Source organism: Shewanella sp. 1CM18E (genome assembly GCF_023161665.1).
GTDB lineage: Bacteria > Pseudomonadota > Gammaproteobacteria > Enterobacterales > Shewanellaceae > Shewanella.
Genome location: NZ_JALNTW010000013.1, coordinates 67,975 through 86,535 on the forward strand (window position 1 = coordinate 67,975; position 18,561 = coordinate 86,535).

The 18,561-nt window shown below is 42.6% G+C and carries 18 protein-coding genes and 1 riboswitch; of the genes, 11 read left to right on the plus strand and 7 right to left on the minus strand.

Annotated elements, in window-relative coordinates; all coding sequences use genetic code 11:
- Window positions 1–7 precede the first annotated feature (7 nt).
- Together folE and folX are read right to left on the minus strand one after the other, a co-directional pair.
- On the minus strand, window positions 8–646 hold the full coding sequence (gene folE / locus MSG37_RS15880) for a GTP cyclohydrolase I FolE (RefSeq protein WP_248471631.1): 639 nt from the start codon (window positions 644–646) through the stop codon (window positions 8–10).
- A 48-nt stretch (window positions 647–694) separates the two neighbouring features.
- Complete coding sequence (folX, locus tag MSG37_RS15885; protein WP_248471632.1) at window positions 695–1,060, minus strand: dihydroneopterin triphosphate 2'-epimerase; 366 nt, start codon at window positions 1,058–1,060, stop codon at window positions 695–697.
- A gap of 146 nt (window positions 1,061–1,206) precedes the next feature.
- Here folX and MSG37_RS15890 point away from each other — a divergent pair, with 146 nt between their 5' ends.
- The 7 genes from MSG37_RS15890 (at window position 1,207) to MSG37_RS15920 (ending at window position 5,388) form a co-directional block, all read left to right on the plus strand.
- Window positions 1,207–1,659, plus strand: coding sequence for a DUF3429 domain-containing protein (locus MSG37_RS15890; RefSeq protein WP_248471633.1), 453 nt, complete (start codon window positions 1,207–1,209; stop codon window positions 1,657–1,659).
- A complete protein-coding gene (locus MSG37_RS15895) occupies window positions 1,656–2,042 on the plus strand; it encodes a DUF393 domain-containing protein (protein ID WP_248471634.1) in 387 nt (128 codons plus the stop codon). Before MSG37_RS15890 ends, MSG37_RS15895 begins: the two co-directional genes overlap by 4 nt.
- A 102-nt stretch (window positions 2,043–2,144) precedes the next feature.
- Window positions 2,145–2,429 (plus strand): DUF2282 domain-containing protein, encoded by a 285-nt coding sequence (locus MSG37_RS15900; RefSeq protein ID WP_248471635.1) that lies wholly within the window; start codon window positions 2,145–2,147, stop codon window positions 2,427–2,429.
- A complete protein-coding gene (locus MSG37_RS15905) occupies window positions 2,429–3,292 on the plus strand; it encodes a DUF692 domain-containing protein (protein WP_248471636.1) in 864 nt (287 codons plus the stop codon). Before MSG37_RS15900 ends, MSG37_RS15905 begins: the two co-directional genes overlap by 1 nt.
- A complete protein-coding gene (locus MSG37_RS15910; RefSeq protein WP_248471637.1) occupies window positions 3,283–4,125 on the plus strand; it encodes a DNA-binding domain-containing protein in 843 nt (280 codons plus the stop codon). Before MSG37_RS15905 ends, MSG37_RS15910 begins: the two co-directional genes overlap by 10 nt.
- Window positions 4,118–4,597: an RNA polymerase sigma factor gene (locus MSG37_RS15915; RefSeq protein ID WP_248471638.1), complete on the plus strand. Its 480-nt coding sequence runs from the start codon at window positions 4,118–4,120 to the stop codon at window positions 4,595–4,597. The genes MSG37_RS15910 and MSG37_RS15915 overlap by 8 nt, the downstream gene beginning before the upstream one ends.
- Before the next feature lie 5 nt (window positions 4,598–4,602).
- The gene (locus tag MSG37_RS15920) at window positions 4,603–5,388 is read left to right on the plus strand and encodes a hypothetical protein (RefSeq protein WP_248471639.1); all 786 of its coding nucleotides are present in this window, start codon (window positions 4,603–4,605) and stop codon (window positions 5,386–5,388) included.
- A 125-nt stretch (window positions 5,389–5,513) separates the two neighbouring features.
- Here the strand turns inward: MSG37_RS15920 and MSG37_RS15925 are convergent, their stop codons facing one another.
- Window positions 5,514–5,957, minus strand: a complete 444-nt coding sequence (locus tag MSG37_RS15925; protein ID WP_248471640.1) for a DUF333 domain-containing protein — start codon at window positions 5,955–5,957, stop codon at window positions 5,514–5,516.
- A gap of 415 nt (window positions 5,958–6,372) precedes the next feature.
- On the opposite strand from MSG37_RS15925, the gene MSG37_RS15930 reads away from it, so the two are divergent.
- Both MSG37_RS15930 and MSG37_RS15935 read left to right on the plus strand, forming a co-directional pair.
- A complete protein-coding gene (locus tag MSG37_RS15930; protein WP_248471682.1) occupies window positions 6,373–7,839 on the plus strand; it encodes a catalase in 1,467 nt (488 codons plus the stop codon).
- 195 nt (window positions 7,840–8,034) lie between these two features.
- Window positions 8,035–8,598 carry an ankyrin repeat domain-containing protein gene (locus MSG37_RS15935; protein ID WP_248471641.1) on the plus strand — a complete coding sequence of 188 codons (564 nt, stop codon included), beginning with the start codon at window positions 8,035–8,037 and terminating at the stop codon, window positions 8,596–8,598.
- A gap of 61 nt (window positions 8,599–8,659) precedes the next feature.
- Here the strand turns inward: MSG37_RS15935 and moeB are convergent, their stop codons facing one another.
- Window positions 8,660–9,430 carry a molybdopterin-synthase adenylyltransferase MoeB gene (gene moeB, locus MSG37_RS15940; RefSeq protein ID WP_248471642.1) on the minus strand — a complete coding sequence of 257 codons (771 nt, stop codon included), beginning with the start codon at window positions 9,428–9,430 and terminating at the stop codon, window positions 8,660–8,662.
- A 33-nt stretch (window positions 9,431–9,463) separates the two neighbouring features.
- Window positions 9,464–10,708: a gephyrin-like molybdotransferase Glp gene (gene glp / locus MSG37_RS15945; RefSeq protein ID WP_248471643.1), complete on the minus strand. Its 1,245-nt coding sequence runs from the start codon at window positions 10,706–10,708 to the stop codon at window positions 9,464–9,466.
- Window positions 10,709–11,058: 350 nt separating this feature from the next.
- On the opposite strand from glp, the gene ftnA reads away from it, so the two are divergent.
- The gene (gene ftnA / locus MSG37_RS15950) at window positions 11,059–11,586 is read left to right on the plus strand and encodes a non-heme ferritin (protein WP_248471644.1); all 528 of its coding nucleotides are present in this window, start codon (window positions 11,059–11,061) and stop codon (window positions 11,584–11,586) included.
- A gap of 78 nt (window positions 11,587–11,664) precedes the next feature.
- On the opposite strand, the gene MSG37_RS15955 is transcribed toward ftnA, so the two are convergent.
- Window positions 11,665–14,892 carry an EAL domain-containing protein gene (locus MSG37_RS15955; RefSeq protein WP_248471645.1) on the minus strand — a complete coding sequence of 1,076 codons (3,228 nt, stop codon included), beginning with the start codon at window positions 14,890–14,892 and terminating at the stop codon, window positions 11,665–11,667.
- Window positions 14,893–15,179: 287 nt separating this feature from the next.
- Window positions 15,180–15,818 carry a 3,4-dihydroxy-2-butanone-4-phosphate synthase gene (gene ribB / locus MSG37_RS15960; protein ID WP_248471646.1) on the minus strand — a complete coding sequence of 213 codons (639 nt, stop codon included), beginning with the start codon at window positions 15,816–15,818 and terminating at the stop codon, window positions 15,180–15,182.
- A 157-nt stretch (window positions 15,819–15,975) separates the two neighbouring features.
- Window positions 15,976–16,223: riboswitch (FMN riboswitch) on the minus strand.
- 171 nt (window positions 16,224–16,394) lie between these two features.
- On the opposite strand from ribB, the gene MSG37_RS15965 reads away from it, so the two are divergent.
- Complete coding sequence (locus MSG37_RS15965) at window positions 16,395–18,560, plus strand: S9 family peptidase (RefSeq protein WP_248471647.1); 2,166 nt, start codon at window positions 16,395–16,397, stop codon at window positions 18,558–18,560.
- Window position 18,561 lies beyond the last annotated feature (1 nt).

Consider the following 18,561-nt stretch of genomic DNA (forward strand, 5'->3'; position numbering starts at 1 on the left):
CTCGTTGTTATCGGAGAAACTCTATTCGGGTCGCTGAGTTTGCCTTAAATGCCCCCCCTAGCGCCGTTGTTTGAGTTTGCGACTGAGTATCCATAACCCCTCGTGATTTAACGCAGTAATGGGTCGCATCTATGCTCACGGCAACGTCTTCGGTACCAAGTAAGGTTTGTAGGGCAACCAATACCTGTTTGGTTAAGCGCTCTTGTACTTGAGGACGTTGGGCAAAGAAGCGCACTAAACGATTAATTTTCGATAGGCCAATAATGGTTTGCTTAGGTATATACGCCACCTTTGCCAGACCATCGATGGTAATGAAGTGGTGCTCACAGGTGCTCACTACACTGATATCGCTAATCTTTACCATTTCATCCACGCCCATTTTATTGTCAATTTGGGCTATTTTGGGAAAGTTTGCATAGTCTAGGCCGGCAAAAATTTCGTTAACGTACATTTTTGCTATGCGGTGCGGTGTTTCGCATAGACTGTCATCGCTGAGATCGAGCCCCAGTGTTGATACGACTTCAGTCATAAGACCTTTAATGCGAGTATATTTTTGTTCGGCGCTCATATCCGAATCCACAAGTGGCGTTTCCAGCCCTTGAGCAATAAGAGCGTTTTTAACTTGTTCTGCGGGTGATAAGTCCATAATCAACTCCTAACGAGGCGGTAAATCGCTTTAGTAAGTTGCGTAATGCTAGTCACGCTGATATTCCAGCGTTAGCGATACTGAATCTGCAAATCGTAATGCGTGAGGCTTGTCAATTGTGACTCGAGCAAACTGCACCCAACTATGGTCGCGGCTAATATCGAGTACGTCTGACACTAATTTTTCTAGTAACAAGAAGCGTCCTGCTTCAACGTGTTTGATCACCGCTTTGGTGATCCTCTTATAGTTAAGCGCTTCTTCAACGTTGTCTTCGCTGATTGCATGTTGCGCTGGGTAATGGATCTCAATGTTTATCACCACGTCTTGCATTTTTTCACGTTCTTCTTGGTTGAAGCCAATATAAGTTCGTAGGCGTAAATTGGTTATTTTGATAATCGCGTTACTAGTTGGCATAGGCAGTCCTTTTCATTTAACTATAGGCCAGAGTACGCGAAATTCAGTAATTTAGATCATCTGAGTGAATATTATTGCCAGTTTTAAAGATCCAAATTGCTGTTATTGCCGTAAATATAGTCACAGTTTTTACTGAGCGGACGGCAATGAAAAGTACTCAACAAATATGGACATGGCTTGGATACGCAGGGTTACTGCCATTTATCATCACCACACTGATGATCTGGACGGGGTGGTCATTACCCTGGCTTGAACCTGTTCAAGCATTTATTAGTTACAGCGCAATTATTTTGAGTTTTCTAGCGGGCACATTGTGGGGCAGGGTGCTGTCTCTCTATTCTGTTGATAACGTGGCCAACCTGCTTATCTTGAGTAACCTGTACGCCTTACTGGCTTGGGTTTCATTGCTTATATCTATGCCGGCAGTTGGTTTGATTGCACTTGCATTTGGCTACTTTAGTTTGCTGGGCGTTGAAAAAAGTTGTCAGAACTTACCGAATAACACCAGTTACAGACAAATGCGTGTGCGCCTAACATTTGTTGCTTTGTTAACCCACCTAATGATGTTGTTGCACCTGGCAACAGGAGGATTAAGATGAAATTACGAATATTCTATGATTCATTGTGTCCGCTGTGCGCTGCTGAAATGCAGCAAATAAAAGCGCTTGATGTTGATGGCAATGTAGAGCTCCAAGACTTGAATCAAGAGGGGTTTGAGGAAAAATTCCCTTATATTGATTTTGCCTACGCCAACAAAATTTTGCATGGTGAGCTGGCAGATGGCACGTTAATTAAAGGGCTAGATGTCACTTATGAAGCATGGGCTGCAGTAGGCAAAGCCCGTTGGGTAGCCTTATTGCGCTGTCCACTTGTTAAGCCTGCTGCAGACCTAGGCTACCGATTTTTTGCTAAACATCGCTACCGTATTTCTTATTTACTCACAGGTAAACAGCGCTGTGAAAGTGGTACTTGCCCCCGATAATTCTATGTTGGACTAAAATTACTTTTGACCGATATGCAATCAATAGCTCAGTTCACTCGTTACAGCTATTGAACATCTTATCCATCAAAAGGGATCTACAACATGAAATCAACTAAAACGGCAGTTGGTGCCACAGTAGCAGGCATCCTCGCTGCAAGTATTTCCATGGCTGCTCAAGCTGTGCCAGAACAGCCCAAAGAGTGGGAGAAATGTGCCGGTATCGCCAAAGCAGGCGCTAATGATTGCGGCGCATTAGACGGTAGCCATGGTTGTGCAGGCCAAGCTAAAGAAGACAATATGCCAACAGAGTGGGTGTATGTACCAGCAGGCACTTGTGACAAAATTACTGGTGGTGAAGTTAAAGCGGTTAAACCGGCTAAAGGCTAATGCCGGTATCCGTCATATCTGGCGCGGGCATAGGTCTGCGCATTCCTCATGCTCAGCAGCTCCTCGCTGACGAAACTTTAGTTATCCCTTGGCTTGAGATCTTGGCTGATAACTGGATGGCTGCTGGTGGACTCAATAAGTATCTGCTTCAAGCTATTAGTGAACGCTGCCCTGTGGTGCTGCATTCTGTTGGTTTATCACTTGGTGGCCCCAACGCCCTCGATTTTGACTATTTAACTCAAATTAAAAACCTTAAACAGCAAACTGGCGCTCACTGGTATTCAGAGCACGCTAGCTTTTCTGGTGATGCCGACTTTAAAGTCGCAGACCTTTTACCTTTGCCTTATACCCAAGAGGCGGTGATGCACATCAGTCAGAGAATTAAACAAACTCAAGACTTTTTAGGTGAGCGGATCTTGCTGGAGAATGTCTCTACCTACATGAGTTGCCGCCATAACGAGCTGAGTGAAGGTGAGTTTATTGCCGCGGTTGCCAAAGAGGCTGATTGTTACTTATTGCTGGATATTAATAATGCTTTTGTCACGAGTGTCAACTTAGGTCAGTCGATGCAGGCATTTATTGATGCAATACCGGTAGAGAGGGTTAAACAGATCCATTTAGCTGGCTTTGAAGATAAGGGAGAATACTTGCTGGATGCTCACAACCATCCGGTTGATCCTCAAGTGTGGTCGGCATTTAGCACTTTTATTGAAAAACACGGTGCGATCCCCAGCATGATTGAATGGGATAGTGACTTACCAAGCTTGCCTAGGCTTTTGCAAGAGCGCCAATTAGCTGCAGATATTTTACAGACTAAGGTTAATGAGCAAGATAATCTGCAAGGTGCAGAACAATGCGCTTAGCACAGTGGCAATCAGCATTTGTGAATGCATTAGCGCAACAACAAAATGACGCATCATTGCTCGATTTAGTCGCTAATGAGCAAAAGGGTAGATTTCATATTTACCAAAACAATGCCTTTCAGGCCCAGCTAAATGCACTGCAACAAGCCTTTCCTGTTTGTCACATAGTCGTGGGGGAGCTCTGTTTTAGTCAGTTAGTTAAGCGTTATATTTTGCGATATCCGCTGCATGAGTTGAACCTCAATCGTTACGGACAAAACTTCCCTGCTTGGTTAGCGCGAGAAATAGTTGATCATAATGCCTTTAAAGATTTGGCTTATCTGGGGGAGTTAGCGCAAATGGAGTGGCTGATAAACCAAAGCTATTACGCTATGGATTGTGACAGCTTTATGGTAAATCATAATGAGTTTGCCCAGTTAGCAAGCTTACCTGACGCAGCGCAGCAGCAAGCAATATTACTTTTATCTCCTGCGGTGAGCTTGATGAGTTGTGAGTTTCCTGTCGACAAAGTTTGGAAAAAATACCAGCCTCATAGGCTTAATCATGGTCAGGTCGAGCAAGATTCAGCTTCATCAAATTCAAACCGAGTGGCAGACAAAAAGCAGCAAGATAAACTCCGGCATTTAGTTATATATCGGCAGCAATATCACAGTAAGGTTTGCAGTGTTGAGCCTAAACAAATGCAATTATTGCAAGCCATTGCCTCGCAGCAGACTTTGGCACAATTAACTGCATCAGAGGTCGACCTTAATCTGCTAACAGAGCTAATCGAGCGACAATGGCTATGTGGTTTTAGCTTGCAGCCGTTAGATGATGTGACTGAAGATGGATAAGGCGTTACTACAAAGTTTGTACCGATATTGCTACTGTTTGACCGCTAATACCTCTCAAGCTGAAGACCTATTGCAATCAGCAATTGAACGATGGTTAACCAGCTCCGCTACGCCAGAATATATTGGTGCATACATACGTAAAATTATTCGCAATCAATTTATTGATAACTGCCGGCGCAATAATTTAGTCGATTTTGAACCTTTAGAAGAAAATGCCCCCGCACTGTTAGGCGAGTCTTGCTTAGAGGAGATAGAGATCCAACATAATCTGGTTGAGTATCTGTTCGAGCAACTTAATGCGGCAGAAAGAGAGGTGCTCTACTTATGGGCGATTGAAGGTTATAGCGCAGCTGAAATCGCTATTGATTTAGAGCAACCGAGAGGCACAATTTTGTCGCGCTTACACAGGGTCAAACTTAAGGCTGCGCAGTTAATGGCATCAGATCGTGCTAGGCAACACATAAGGGGGTAATGACCGTGAGCAATCAAACAACGGGTTTTAAATCCCTAGTGAAAGAACATATCGAAAGCAAAAACTTAACTAGTGAGGGGTTTTCTAAAATTAGCGCGCTTTTTGAAAATAAACAGCCTGTGTTAGAGGCTCTTAGTAAAGAGCATGCAACGGCTAAATCAGAGCTGTATGGGGTAAATCCAGATGCAAATACAGCGCTTGCTTCAGAACTATCTTCAACGGCAGCAGATAAAACTGTACTTGTTGGTCATGGTAAAAGAGTTAAGTCGTTAGTTGCTGTTATGTTGGCGCTTACTGGGTGTGCATTATTAGCCATTGTACTTAACACCTCCTTGGGACTTAATTGGCAGCACAGCTTTGTGAATGCTGAGTCTCAAATAAGTGGTAATGGCGTAACTAATAATATGGCCAACAAAATAGCAGAGGAAGTGGCTACAAATCATATCAAAATGAAACCTTTGGAGATCCAAGCTGCTCAATTATCCTTACTGAGAAATTACTTTACTGAGCTCGATTTTACTCTGGTTAATTCGCAGCAAATAAATTCGACAAGTCAGATGCTTGGTGGGCGTTATTGCTCGATACTAGGGCTGACAGCTGCGCAGATTAGATTTAATGATAACAATCAGTTAGTCACTTTATACCAAGTGCAGTATGACTCAGCTAGATACGGTAAATTGCCAAATATCGATAATGGCGAAACACCTATTCAACTCGTGGTAAGGGGCGTGGACATTGCTATTTGGGTTGAAAGAGGTTTGTTGATGGCTACAGCCAGCTCAGAGAGTTAGTCCATTTAAAGTAAGCATATTTAGCTTAAGACAAAGTAGAAAGTTGGCACTGGTTTTAGTGGCTGAGCTGCAAAACAAATGACTACAGCGCTAGATTAATTGCGGCTCTGTAGTCATGTATTGTGTTAATCAGTAAGCTTATTATCTCGACGATATAGCGCCCACTGGTCAATTTGCTCCCCTGTCGTTAGCGTGCAAATTGCTGTGGCTAAATCGACTTTTCCCCCTTGGGCAATGCAGTTTTCTGTTGCCGGGTTAGGTTTGCCAACTTGAGGCTTAATTAGTTCATCGGTATTGCTACTAGCAGATTTTTGCGGATGGTCTTTACGGTATAAGCTCCATTCCTCAATACGCTCACCATTCGGCAGTACGCAGTAGCCAACTTCACCGTCAGTCTGTTTTTCAATTTCGACTTTGCCGCCTAATGATACGCAATAGGTTGAGGCTGGATTTGCCAGTTGAGTTGCTGGTGGTGCTTTGTCTGCTGCTGGATTACAAGCAGACAGGAGCAAGGCTCCCGCTATTAATGCGGTGATTTTATGCTGTATTGAACAATTAATCTGGCTCATTGGCGACTCCATTGCTGTCTTTAACTGTATTTATTAATGCTTATAGCGTTAATAACGTAATTCAGTTTAAAAAGGGTTATCCATCTCAAGATTAATCTACGGAAGCTTTAACTTTATCACAAGTAACTAATAGCACCGGTTAGCCTGAGATATGAAAACTTGGAGTTTATTTGTTTCTTTGCCATCGATTTACTGATGACTATTTCGGATTATTTATCTGCTTTTTTACTTGATTCTGATTATTTATATCAAGTTGATAGGTTTTTGCGATATATCCAATCGATAAAGGTCGCTTCTTTTAATTAGCAATATCACTCAGACTGTTTTCAGGCAGAAAGAGCGCACTTTGTTAATTAATGGAATACTCATGGAAATAGTAAAAAAGGCAAGTTTCGCATTATCTTTGTCGTTGATTATGGTCAATGCTCAGGCCGAAACTTTAACTCGTGATAACGGTGCGCCTGTTGGAGACAATCAAAATTCAATTACAGCGGGTAGCAATGGCAGTGTATTGTTGCAAGATGTGCAGTTAATACAAAAGCTACAAAGATTTGCTCGAGAGCGGATCCCAGAGCGCGTTGTTCACGCTAGAGGCACTGGTGTTCATGGAGAGTTCATTGCTAGTGGTGACTGGAGTCAATTAACTCAGGCAGCTCCCTTTGCCGAAGAGGGCAAAGTCACTCCGGTATTTGTGCGGTTCTCAACCGTTATTCACTCAAAAGGATCTCCTGAAACACTACGTGATCCTCGTGGCTTCGCTACACGTTTCTATTCCGAACAGGGGAATTGGGATCTCGTTGGTAATAACCTACCTGTGTTCTTTATTCGAGATGCGATCAAATTCCCTGATATGGTGCATTCTCTTAAACCATCTCCAATTACAAATCTTCAAGATCCGAATCGCTTTTTTGATTTCTTTAGTCATGAAGCAACAGCAACCAATATGTTGACTTGGGTTTATACCAATTTAGGCACTCCAGCAAGTTATAGAAAAATGGATGGTTGGGGTGTGCATGCATATAAGTTCATTAACGATGAGCATCAGGTTAAATACGTTAAGTTTCACTGGAAAAGTCAGCAAGGAGTTGAGGGATTACGGCCTGACGAAGTGATAAAAGTACAAGGACAGAATTTTAACCACCTTACCGATGATCTTTATAGCGAGATAAATAACGGCAATTTTCCCAAATGGGATCTGATGGTAAAAGTGTTGCGTCCAGAAGACTTGGATAAATTTGATTATAACCCGCTAGATGCAACAAAAATGTGGCTTGATGTGCCAGAAACCAAAGTGGGGACCATGACGTTAAATCGTGTTCCAAGCAATTTCTTTCAAGAAACAGAACAGGCCGCTTTTGCACCTTCAAACTTAATTCCAGGTATTGAACCATCAGAGGATAAGTTATTACAGGGACGCATTTTTTCTTATGCCGATACTCAGCTTTATCGCTTAGGAGCCAATTTATCTCAGCTACCTATTAATCAACCAAAAGTGGCTGTAGTTAATCATAACCAAGAAGGGGCGGCGAACTTTGGCCATACGAACTCGGATGTTAACTATCAACCCAGCTCGCAACTCACTTTAGCTGAAGATAATCGTTATCGCGCGGTGCAGAGCCCGTTATCGGGTCATGTGCAGCAAGCGGTGATCGCCAAGCAGGATAACTTTACTCAAGCAGGTAAGTTGTACCGCAGTTTGAGTAAACAAGATAAACGTGACCTGATTACTAATTTATCAGCAGATTTAGGCAAGGTTCGAGACTCCAATGTTAAACATCAAATGCTGAGCTATTTCTATTTAGCCGATAAGGATTTTGGTAAGCGTCTGACCCAAGCTGTAGCTGGCGACTTGAGCGAGGTTAAAAGGCGCGCCAATACTTAGCTGCTTTTTATATTGATACCAATTGGGCGGTAACTATTTCTAAGTAAGTCCCGTGAGGCGCGTGTAGCTCTTTTCTGCCCAGCTCAGAGTGCGTCTTGCGGGCAACCAAAATACCAATAAATACAGATGTAATCAGTGGGAATCGATTGCATGGTTAATTATTGGACGTTGATATAAGCGATGGAGGTCAACGTTATGCAGGATGTCCTATCATTGAAGCAAAGTTTAATTGGGTTCTGGCTGATTTTTGCTGTGGTTTTTTTCTGCAGCCAGAATGCACAGGCTTATGTCGATATTGCTGATGAACTTGTACAAACAGATAATAAACATGAGCTTACAGATAAGGAAGTGGTGAGTTATGGGCAGTTGCTAATGGACTATTTCTTTGCCGCTGCGCGAACAGGTAATGTTGAAGTATTAAATCAGTTTATCGAATCAGGCTTTCCCGTTGATCAGCGTAATAGTCAAAGCTATACCGCATTAATGGTAGCGGCTTACCACGGACAACTACAGGCTACCAAAGTCTTGCTTGAGCATGGGGCTAATGCATGCCTACAAGACAAGCGGGGAAATACCGCAATTATGGGGGCGGTGATAAAAGCGGAGTTTGCCATTGTAAAACAACTGTACCAGCATGAGTGTGATGCTAAGCTGACGAATAAATCGGGAATGACACTCGAAGAGTTTGCTTGGTATTGGGGTCAGGAAGATAAGCTAAAGGATGTAAGTGAAGCAACCAAACAGCAAACACCGCCATAGGTTGTGTTTGCTGTAGTACTCAATATTTGTAGAGCAAGTGGCTTAAATTGAGGATGATTGCTTAACCACAGATCTTGCATTGTGGCATTTTAGGTAGCTTCATTTCACGAAACTCCATAGTCATGGCATCAATCATCAAGATGCGACCAGCTAAGCTTTTGCCCATTTGCGCAATCACTTTAATCGCTTCAACTGCTTGTAGGCAGCCAATCATACCGACTACAGGTGCTAAAATACCTGACTCAACACAGCTTAATTGTTGCTCGCCAAATAATTTGCTGAAGCAGTGATAACAAGGTGAATCTGCTTGGTAGTCAAATACGGTAACCATGCCTTCCATGCGAATAGCGGCAGCTGAAATCAGCGGTTTTTTGTGCTTAAAACAGCTTTGATTTAACTGTTCACGCACTGCAACGTTATCGGTGCAATCCATAATGATGCTGTGCTGCTCAACTAAGGCGTCGATTTCATGATCGTCTAAAACCGCGTTAATGGTCTCAATATGAATATGAGGGTTAAGCGCTGTTAAACTCTGCTTGGCTGAATCTACCTTAGCTTGGCCGACGTTAGCGTCTTGGTGCAGTACTTGTCGTTGTAGGTTTGATATTTCAACAGTATCAAAATCCACTAAGGTCATTGAGCCAGCACCTGCAACTGCCAAATACTGACTTGCTGCACAACCTAAGCCGCCAGCACCAATAATTAATATTTTGGCGAGTTTAAGTTTTTCTTGGCCTTCAAAATCCATCGATTTAATCGAGATTTGGCGGCTATAACGCAATATTTCTGCGTCAGACAGGATCTCGTCTGTTGCATGCTGTTCGGTAGACATCAAATTGATCTCATATGTTTACACTATGGCGGCTTAGCTAAGCACGCCGTTAAAAGGCTCGACAGTAACTTGAGTGCCATCACTTAGGCCATCACAGTCTTGTGCCAGAATAATAAAGCAGTTAGCCATTGTCATTGAGGTCAACATACCTGAGCCTTGGCCGCCAGTAATTACGACTTCTGCCTCACCGTTGGCGTTATAGCTTAAAATAGCACGTTGATACTCAACACGACCCGCTTGCTTGCGGATCTCGCCTTTGAGTGTGGCTTGCAAAGTCACTGGTTTACTTTGTGGTAAGCCCTGCATTTTGGTCAATAGTGGCCAAACTAACTTATAGAAAGTCACCATTGATGACACTGGGTTGCCAGGCAGGCCACAGAAAACGGCATCGCCTAAATGGCCAAATGCAAAAGGTTTTCCGGGCTTGATTGCAAGCTTCCAGAAAGTGATTTGGCCTTCTTCATCAAGGATCTGCTTAGTGTAATCGGCATCGCCAACAGATACACCGCCAGAGGTGATAACCATATCGGCACAATCTGCAGCGGTTTGGAATGCTTGGCGAATCGCTTCTTTGTTGTCTTCAACAACGCCTAAATCAATCCATTCGATATTGCCGCGACTTAGCATGCCTTGAATACTATAACGATTAGAGTCATAGATTTGGCCAGGGCCAAGTTCGCTGCCTACTGGACGTAGTTCATCACCAGTAGAGAAAAATGCGACTTTAACGATGCGTTTAACGCGTAACTGGCTAGCACCAATTGTGGCTAATACACCCATTTCGGCTGCGCCGATTAACGTACCAGCACTCAGTACTTTGGTGCCACTACTAAGTTCTTCGCCGCGACAACGTACATTGGCACCGATCTCTTTTGGCGCTTCAATGGTAATTTGCTCGCCATCAGCGGTGACTTTTTCTTGCATTTGTACGGTATCGTAACCGCTTGGTACTGGTGCGCCAGTCATAATGCGAATACACGCACCTGGCAGACATTTACCTGTAAAAGGATGGCCAGCAAAAGATTGACCAATAAGCTTAAGTGGTTGGCCAGCGGCTAAATCTGCAAAACGAAACGCGTAACCGTCCATTGCAGAGTTATCAAAAGGTGGAAGATCGATGTGTGAAGCTAGATCTTCGGCGAGTACACGACCTAGTGCTTGAGGTAGTGTCACGACTTCTGAGTCTGTGATTGGCTTAACTTGTTCTAATAATTTAACGATAGCCTGATCGGGATGCATTAGGCTAGTTTGAGAACATGGATCTGCATGAGTCTGCATCTATCTATCCTTGAGACGTAAATCGGAACGTTAAGTAAAAACGAATATAGTGCATTATGCCACGGTGAATACAGATGGCTATGATCTGCGCGGCAGTTTTTAAACACTGTTGTAATAGAGTTCGTATTTACGATGAAAGTTCAGTGGTTATCACTTTGAGCCCAATTTAAAGGCTTAACTCTGATTTAACTCGGTTTTTTGTTAAATATAATCGAGATTAAGGTAACCGAAATGCGTGTAAATGAAAACTATTATTATTTAATTAACAATCACTTAAGTAAATTTTATTGCAATTAACAGCTAGCTTGATAACAATAGGAGCCATAAACAGAAAGCCCTAAGGAATTGATATGTTAGCCCAGAAGATGATTGACCAGTTAAATGACCAGATCAATATGGAGTTCTTCTCCTCAAATCTTTATTTGCAAATGAGTGCGTGGTGCGAAGATAAAGGTTTTGAAGGGGCAGCAAAATTTATGCGTGCTCACGCTGATGAAGAGATGGGCCATATGCATCGCTTATTCACTTATGTGAGTGAAACCGGTGGCATGCCATTACTTGGCACGATTGAAGCGCCACAGGCTGATTTCCCATCTTTACTTGCGCTGTTTGAATACACCTACGAGCATGAGCAATTGATCACTAAGAAGATCAACGAACTTGCCCATGCAGCGTTTACTAATCAAGATTACTCTACGTTTAACTTCTTGCAGTGGTATGTGTCTGAACAGCATGAAGAAGAAAAGCTGTTTAAGTCTATCGTTGATAAAATTCGTTTAGTTGGCGAAGACGGCAAGGCGTTATTCTTTGTTGATAAAGACTTAGCTCAAATGGCTGTTGAAGAGTCTGCAAGTGTAATGACTAGCGCTGCAGTTTAAGCGTTAATTTCGCTTAACGAAAGAGCAGCATTGGCTGCTCTTTTTTGTTTTCTACTCTATCCACTCGCTTGTTGAGTATCACGGTGTAACCGCTTTTAGCTCGCTTTGATTACTAAGATACTGCAATGGTTTGGTCTGTTGTAAAAAAGCGAGTAACTGCTGTTTTGCAACTGGCCGAGAGATTAAATAGCCCTGAGCATAATCGCAGTTTAGCGCTTGTAAAAAGTTCCATTGTTCAAGGGTTTCAACTCCCTCTGCAACCAAAGGAAGCTCAAGATTTTTTGCCATCATTAGAATCGCACGGATCAGCTTCACGTCTGACGGATTATTGGCAATATTATCAATAAAGCTTTTATCGATTTTAATCACTGAAATTGGACATTGGGTTAAATAGCTTAATGCTGAATAGCCTGTACCAAAGTCATCGAGATAGATGTCGACTCCTAACTGTTTGATGGCATCTAAACATTCTAATCGCAGCGGTTTATCTTCTATTAGTAAACTTTCGGTGATTTCTATATGTACATCTTTAGCTTCAATGCCATGGGTGGCTAACGCCTGTTTTAATACTTCACTGAAGCAGATCCCTTTGGAATTCATACATTGTCGGGCAGACACATTTATCGCCATGCAAAGCGCAATACCTTGGGCATGTATATCGGCAAGATCTGCAAGAGCCTGGTGTAATATCCATTCACCTAAAGGCTCAATTAAGCCGGTTTCCTCTGCGATAGGAATAAAGGATTCAGGTGATATCAAGCCGTATTCTGGATCTTGCCAACGAATCAATGCTTCAACGCTGGTAATAACTCCGCTGCGCATATCCACAATAGGTTGATACTCTAAGTGAAACTCCCCTTGTTTTACCGCTTTACGCAATCTTTGCTCTAAGTGCATACGGGCTAACATTTCTACGTTCATCTCTGGGGCGTAGTATTGATAGTGTGCACGACCATTACGTTTCGCTTGATACATCGCGGTTTCAGAGTTGTGCAGTAGCATTTCAAGATCTTGGCCATCTTCAGGATAAAAGGCGACACCAAAACTTGATGAGATATTGGTTTCTTTACCCGCTAAAACATATGGTCTAGATAAGGCTTCACTCAGCTTTTGCGCTAATGACTCAGCACCATCACCATTTGGAGCTTGGGGAGCAATCACCACAAATTCATCGCCACCAAAACGCGCAATTGAATCGTTTGGACCTAAAATCGTTTCCAGTCTGGCTGCGGTCAGCTTGAGCACTTTATTACCAGCAGCATGACCATGTAACTCATTAATATATTTGAATCTGTCTAGGTCGATAAAGAAAATTGCGACCTGAGCGTTGCTCTGCTTTGCATTGTCAATTGCTTGCTGTAGGCGCGATGAGAACAGATGTCGATTTGGCAGTTTAGTTAATGCGTCATAGTTGCTTTTGTACCAAAGATCTTGCTCATATTGTTTATAATTACTGGTATCAAGAAAGAGTCCAATATGTTGAGTTATCTCATTTTGACTATTCTTAACGGCAGTAATTTTGAGGTATTCGGGGTAAATCTGCCCATCTTTTCGTTTGTTCCAAATTTCGCCTTCCCACTCATTGTGCTTAGCTAACGATTGCCATAGTTTTTGATAAAATTCAGATGGATGATGGGCTGAGTTTAAGATGCGCGGATTTTTACCTTTTACATCGCTAAGGCTATAGCCAGTAATTTTAGTGAAAGCTGGGTTAACGAGTTCGATATTATTATCTGCATCAGTAACCATAATGCCCTCAGATGAGTGTTCAAATACCGCAGATGCTCGGTGCAATGCTTGCTTTGACTTCATCCTTTCAGAAACCATTTGGTTAATGGCAATGGAGATTTGCGCAAATTCATCATTACCCTTTACTGCTAAGTCGAGCTCTAGCCCTGGGTCTTGAGCAAGTTTTTCAACATCATCAACAATTCCGGTCACTGAGCTCATGAGGTTTTGAGTAATGCTTTTACCTAATAAGTAAATCAAATAGAAAAACAGTAAGCTAGCGATAAAGCTGATATAAAAATAAGACAAGATCTGCTGCTTTTCTATCTCATTTTGGCGAATGATTTTTTCTGTTAGCTGGATATTAAGCTGATGTAGTTTACTCATTCCCACATCTGCGGCCTGCCACCAATCTAAGCTATTAATGACGGGAGGCTGTTGTTGCAGTTGATGCAAACTATTATGAAAATCTACATCTTGGGCCATTAGTTTGAGTGTGATTGCGGGGATTGCTGATTGCGACTCTTCAATTTGATTCGCGTACACTTGATAGTCTTCGGCCAACAGCTGTAGTTTGGTGACTATGGTTTGCTGCTCTAGCGTTAACTCATGTTCGTTAGCAAGTTTGTGCAGCGCTTGTTTTAGCGCAATATCCTTTTGTCTAAATAGTGCCAGAAACTTCGGATTTAGTGTCGCGACATAATGATTAAAGTTGTCGTTAATCCCATCATGGCCAATGAGATCTTCAATTTCTTGGATCTGTATAACCAGGTTAAATTGGCGCTGCAATTGTTCACGATAATTGACGATTAACAAGTATTGTTGGCTGTTGAGGAACGATGTCAGGTTGCTATGGCTATTTGGGCTCATCACCATAAGCGAGTTATTAATCCTATTTTCTAGTTGTTCAGTGGTTTCTATATATTGCTGAAAAGCGAGATGATCTAGAATCGGTGATGCTAATAGCTGGTTGATAAAGCTGCGTTCTTGCCCTGCCAAATTTTGAATTCTTAGCATGTTTATTAGGTCTGAAAGCAATAGGACTTGATCTGAGTTATCGCTATTAAAACGTAATTTAGACACAAAATTAATTAAATGCTGGGTAGTAGCCGAGTAAAAGTCATTAGCGTGTGGTGCATTCAGCTCAAGAATGTTTTGTCTTTCTATAACTAAGTTTTTTTGTGCTGTATTGCTGTGACTTATTTGGGTTTGTAAGGCGTTAAAGAGTTCAAGATTACTTTTGGTGTTATTTATCGTTTTAAGTAACGATGGGCTGGATATTAAGCCTTGAATATTTTGGTCGGTGGTGAGCCATTGCTGTTGTAATGCGCTTTTGAACAAACGACCGTTGCTGCTGATGTAGCCTGTCGATAAACCGTGTTCGTTTTGCAACTCATAAATCAGGTTTTCAATACCTAATGTCACCCGAGTGGTGAGCACGTTGGCGGTCGCATTCTGATATTGCTTAAACAATACTGCGGCACTCATAACTGCCAGTAATACCAAAATAACCATGGGTATAAATGCAGATAAAAACAGTTTGTTTCTTAAGCTCAATTGGCTTAATACGAGCGGCATGTGTAGGCGGCCCTCCGCAGGACATTGTTTTTGTTGTGTAACTATGTATGGGCAGAGTATAAATCTGGTGTTAGATGTTAACCAAGTTGTAGCTGATGTGTCTCACCTAGTTCACCAAAGTCTAATCTAGGTCACGAATTTTAAACTATATTCCAAGTGTTTGACTAATAAATACTTTTGATTGGCTGATAAAGTTGATGTTTAGACAGTTGTTGAGAAAGGGGTATATAAAGGCTGCGGGAGTGCAAAGCAACCATAAGATTAATGGCTGCTTTGTATATTGTTGGTTACTGGCTATTACGGTAAGCGACAATATCTTCAATCGTTAAAACAGGCATATCGTGCTGGCGGCCAAAATCAATGATTTCAGGTAAGCGAGCCATAGTGCCATCAGGCATAGTGACCTCACATAACACGCCAAAAGGCTTTAGACCTGCAAGCTTCATTAAATCTACTGTGCCTTCGGTATGACCACGACGCTCTAATACTCCGCCTGGGCGTGCGCGCAGTGGATAAACATGGCCCGGACGAGCTAAGTCATCAGGTTTGGCATTATCAGCAATTGCCGCTTTGATTGTGGTGACACGATCAGCAGCTGAAACGCCGGTTGTTACCCCTTGTTTAGCTTCAATACTCACAGTAAAGGCGGTGCCGTATTGGCTATTGTTATCGCTTACCATAGGCGGCAGTTGTAATTGCTCAATACGTTCATCGGTAAGACATAGGCAAACAATACCGCTACATTCGCGGATAAGCAGTGCCATCTGCTCATTGGTTAGCGTTTCTGCGGCATAGATAAGATCGCCTTCGTTTTCACGATCTTCATCATCAACCACTAACACACCTTTACCTTGGCGTAGTGCGGTTAGTGCAGCGTTAACACGTTCAATTGGATTGCCAAAAGGGGCAAGTAAAGACTGATTCATGGATACATCCTTAAAATACGACATTGGGTTGACCAGAATCAGGGCGTGCAGAAAATGACACACGGCTTGAGCCGAAATAGGCCATAGCAATGTGCATAATAAGAGTGACAAAGAACACCACCAAGCCAATACTAGCTTACGGTTTCCTCGTTTATTCTTATATTCTCTTTCATCCGGACTCAGTGTACTAACTAATTAGTACCCATTACCGTCGGCTCTGGAGTAGGTGCAACCTTAGAAACGACGGGCGTCGTAGTTAAGGTCGGTTTACCAGATCTGCTGACCCTAGTTAATATTCAGCGCTATTTATATAGCGTAAACTAGGCGCTCGCGGGCTTTTATATATTGATTATCTCTATATAACTTACCGCCGGTGGGGAGTTTCACCCCGCCCTGAGAATTATTTTGGTTGATGATTAAATAAGTTAATTAACCCATCGACCAAGTGGCGTTATGTTGCCCCTAATTGATTTAAATGACAAGCTGAGCTGTAAAAATGGCGATTTAGCTCAAAAAATGCCAGCGCCGCCAGCCAACCTATGGAATAGGCTAGCTGTAATTGTATAAGGATATTCGATGAAACAGATTGCTCCGCTCACACTCAGTGCTGTACTGCTATTTGGATGTAATAATATGACTGCAAACCAAACCGTTAAACCACCTCAAGCCGATAAAATTCCCCACAGCATGACACTACATGATGTAACACGTGTTGATGATTATTACTGGATGCGAGATGACGAGCGCAAAGACCCACGCATAATCGCGCATCTGAATGCCGAAAATGCCTATACAAAATCTCAGTTTCAGCCATTTAATGACTTAAAGCAGCGTTTGTTTGACGAGCTGGTAGGGCGTTTAGATAAAGATGAGTCGAGTGTGCCTTATTTTTGGCATCAGCATTGGTATTACCGTTATTACAAAGCGGGTTTTGAATACCCTGTTATTGCACGTAGATCTGAGCTAGCAAGCCAGCATGAGCAAATACTGCTAGATGTAAACTTGCGTGCTGCAGGGCAGGACTTCTATGGTTTGGGGCAAGTATCGACTAGTCCTGATGAAACCAAGCTGGTATTTGCTGAAGATCTATTGAGTCGCCGCATTTATAGTTTGTATGTGAAAGATCTCACTACAGGTGAGTTAATGGAGGATGTGCTAGAAGGTACCGATGGCTCAGTAGTGTGGGCTAACGACAATCTGCATCTGTTTTATATCGCGAAAGATCCACAAACCTTATTAGGTTTTCAAGTATTCCGCCATAAGTTAGGCACGCCACAGTCTGATGATGTCTTAGTTTATGAAGAGCAAGATGATGCTTTTTACATAGGTTTAGGTAAGTCACTAGATGAAACTCAAATTGTGCTTTATGCAGAGAGCACAGTAACCAGTGAAGTCAGTATGCTGGATGCCAACCAGCCTTTAGCAATATTTACCCCAGTACTTGCAAGAGAAGAAGGGCATGAGTATTCAGTTTCTAAGTTAGGTGATAACTATTACATACTCACCAATTGGCAAGCCAGTAACTTCCGCTTGATGAAGGTCGCTATAGAGCAAGCTGCAGATAAGAATGCTTGGCAAGATGTGATTGCTCATGACCTTAACTCGCGCATTGAAGATGTATTGCTACTAAATGACTATATGGTGGTGCAAACCCGTGAAAAGGGCATCAGCCGTATTCGAGTTTATCCGTTTAATGGCCAAGCTGAGTTTGAGCTTGAGTTTAATGACCCTGCCTATGTTGTGGGTCTGGATATCAATGCGAGCCAGCAAAGCAACAAGCTAAGGGTGTATTACTCAAGTCCAACGACGCCTGAATCTATCTATGAATATGCTTTAACAAAGCCAAATGAGCGCGAGCTGCTAAAGCAAGAGCAAGTGCTGGGCGAGTTTAATAGCGAAGATTACCAAGCAGAGCGTCTATTTATTACTGCGCGTGAAAGTAAAGAGGTACCTGTTACCTTGGTTTATCGTAAAGATAAATTCAGTAAAGATGGTACTAACCCACTATACCAATACGGTTATGGCTCATACGGCTACACGGTTGAACCTGATTTTAGCTCATCTATTTTAAGCCTACTCGATAGAGGTGTGGTTTATGCTATTGCCCATGTGCGTGGCTCAGAGATGTTAGGTCGAGCTTGGTACGACGACGGACGCATGCTCAATAAACAAAACAGCTTTAATGATTTTGTTGATGTGACTCAAGCGCTTGTAGAGCAAGGCTATGGCGCCAAAGGTAAAGTGGTCGCAGCTGGTGGCAGTGCTGGTGGCCTACTAATGGGAGGAGTCATCAATCAAGCACCAGAACATTACTTTGCCGTTGCTGCCCATGTGCCATTTGTTGATGTAGTCACCACTATGCTGGATGAATCTATCCCATTAACCACTAACGAGTATGACGAGTGGGGTAATCCAAATGAAAAGGTCTATTTCGATTATATGCTTAGCTATGCGCCGTACGACAACATCAGTGAGCAAGCCTACCCACACTTATTAGTCACTACTGGTTTGCACGACTCACAAGTACAGTATTTTGAGCCAGCCAAATGGGTTGCTAAGCTGCGCGAGATGAAAACTGACGATAATATGTTGCTGTTTGATACTGATATGGAAGCCGGGCACGGTGGCAAGAGTGGCCGTTATCGCCAGTATGAAGACAAAGCACAAGAGTATGCCTTCTTTATTGGTTTGCTTGGCTTAGATGAAACGGTACAAGATGCAGCCGTTAAAGATAATAAGTAGC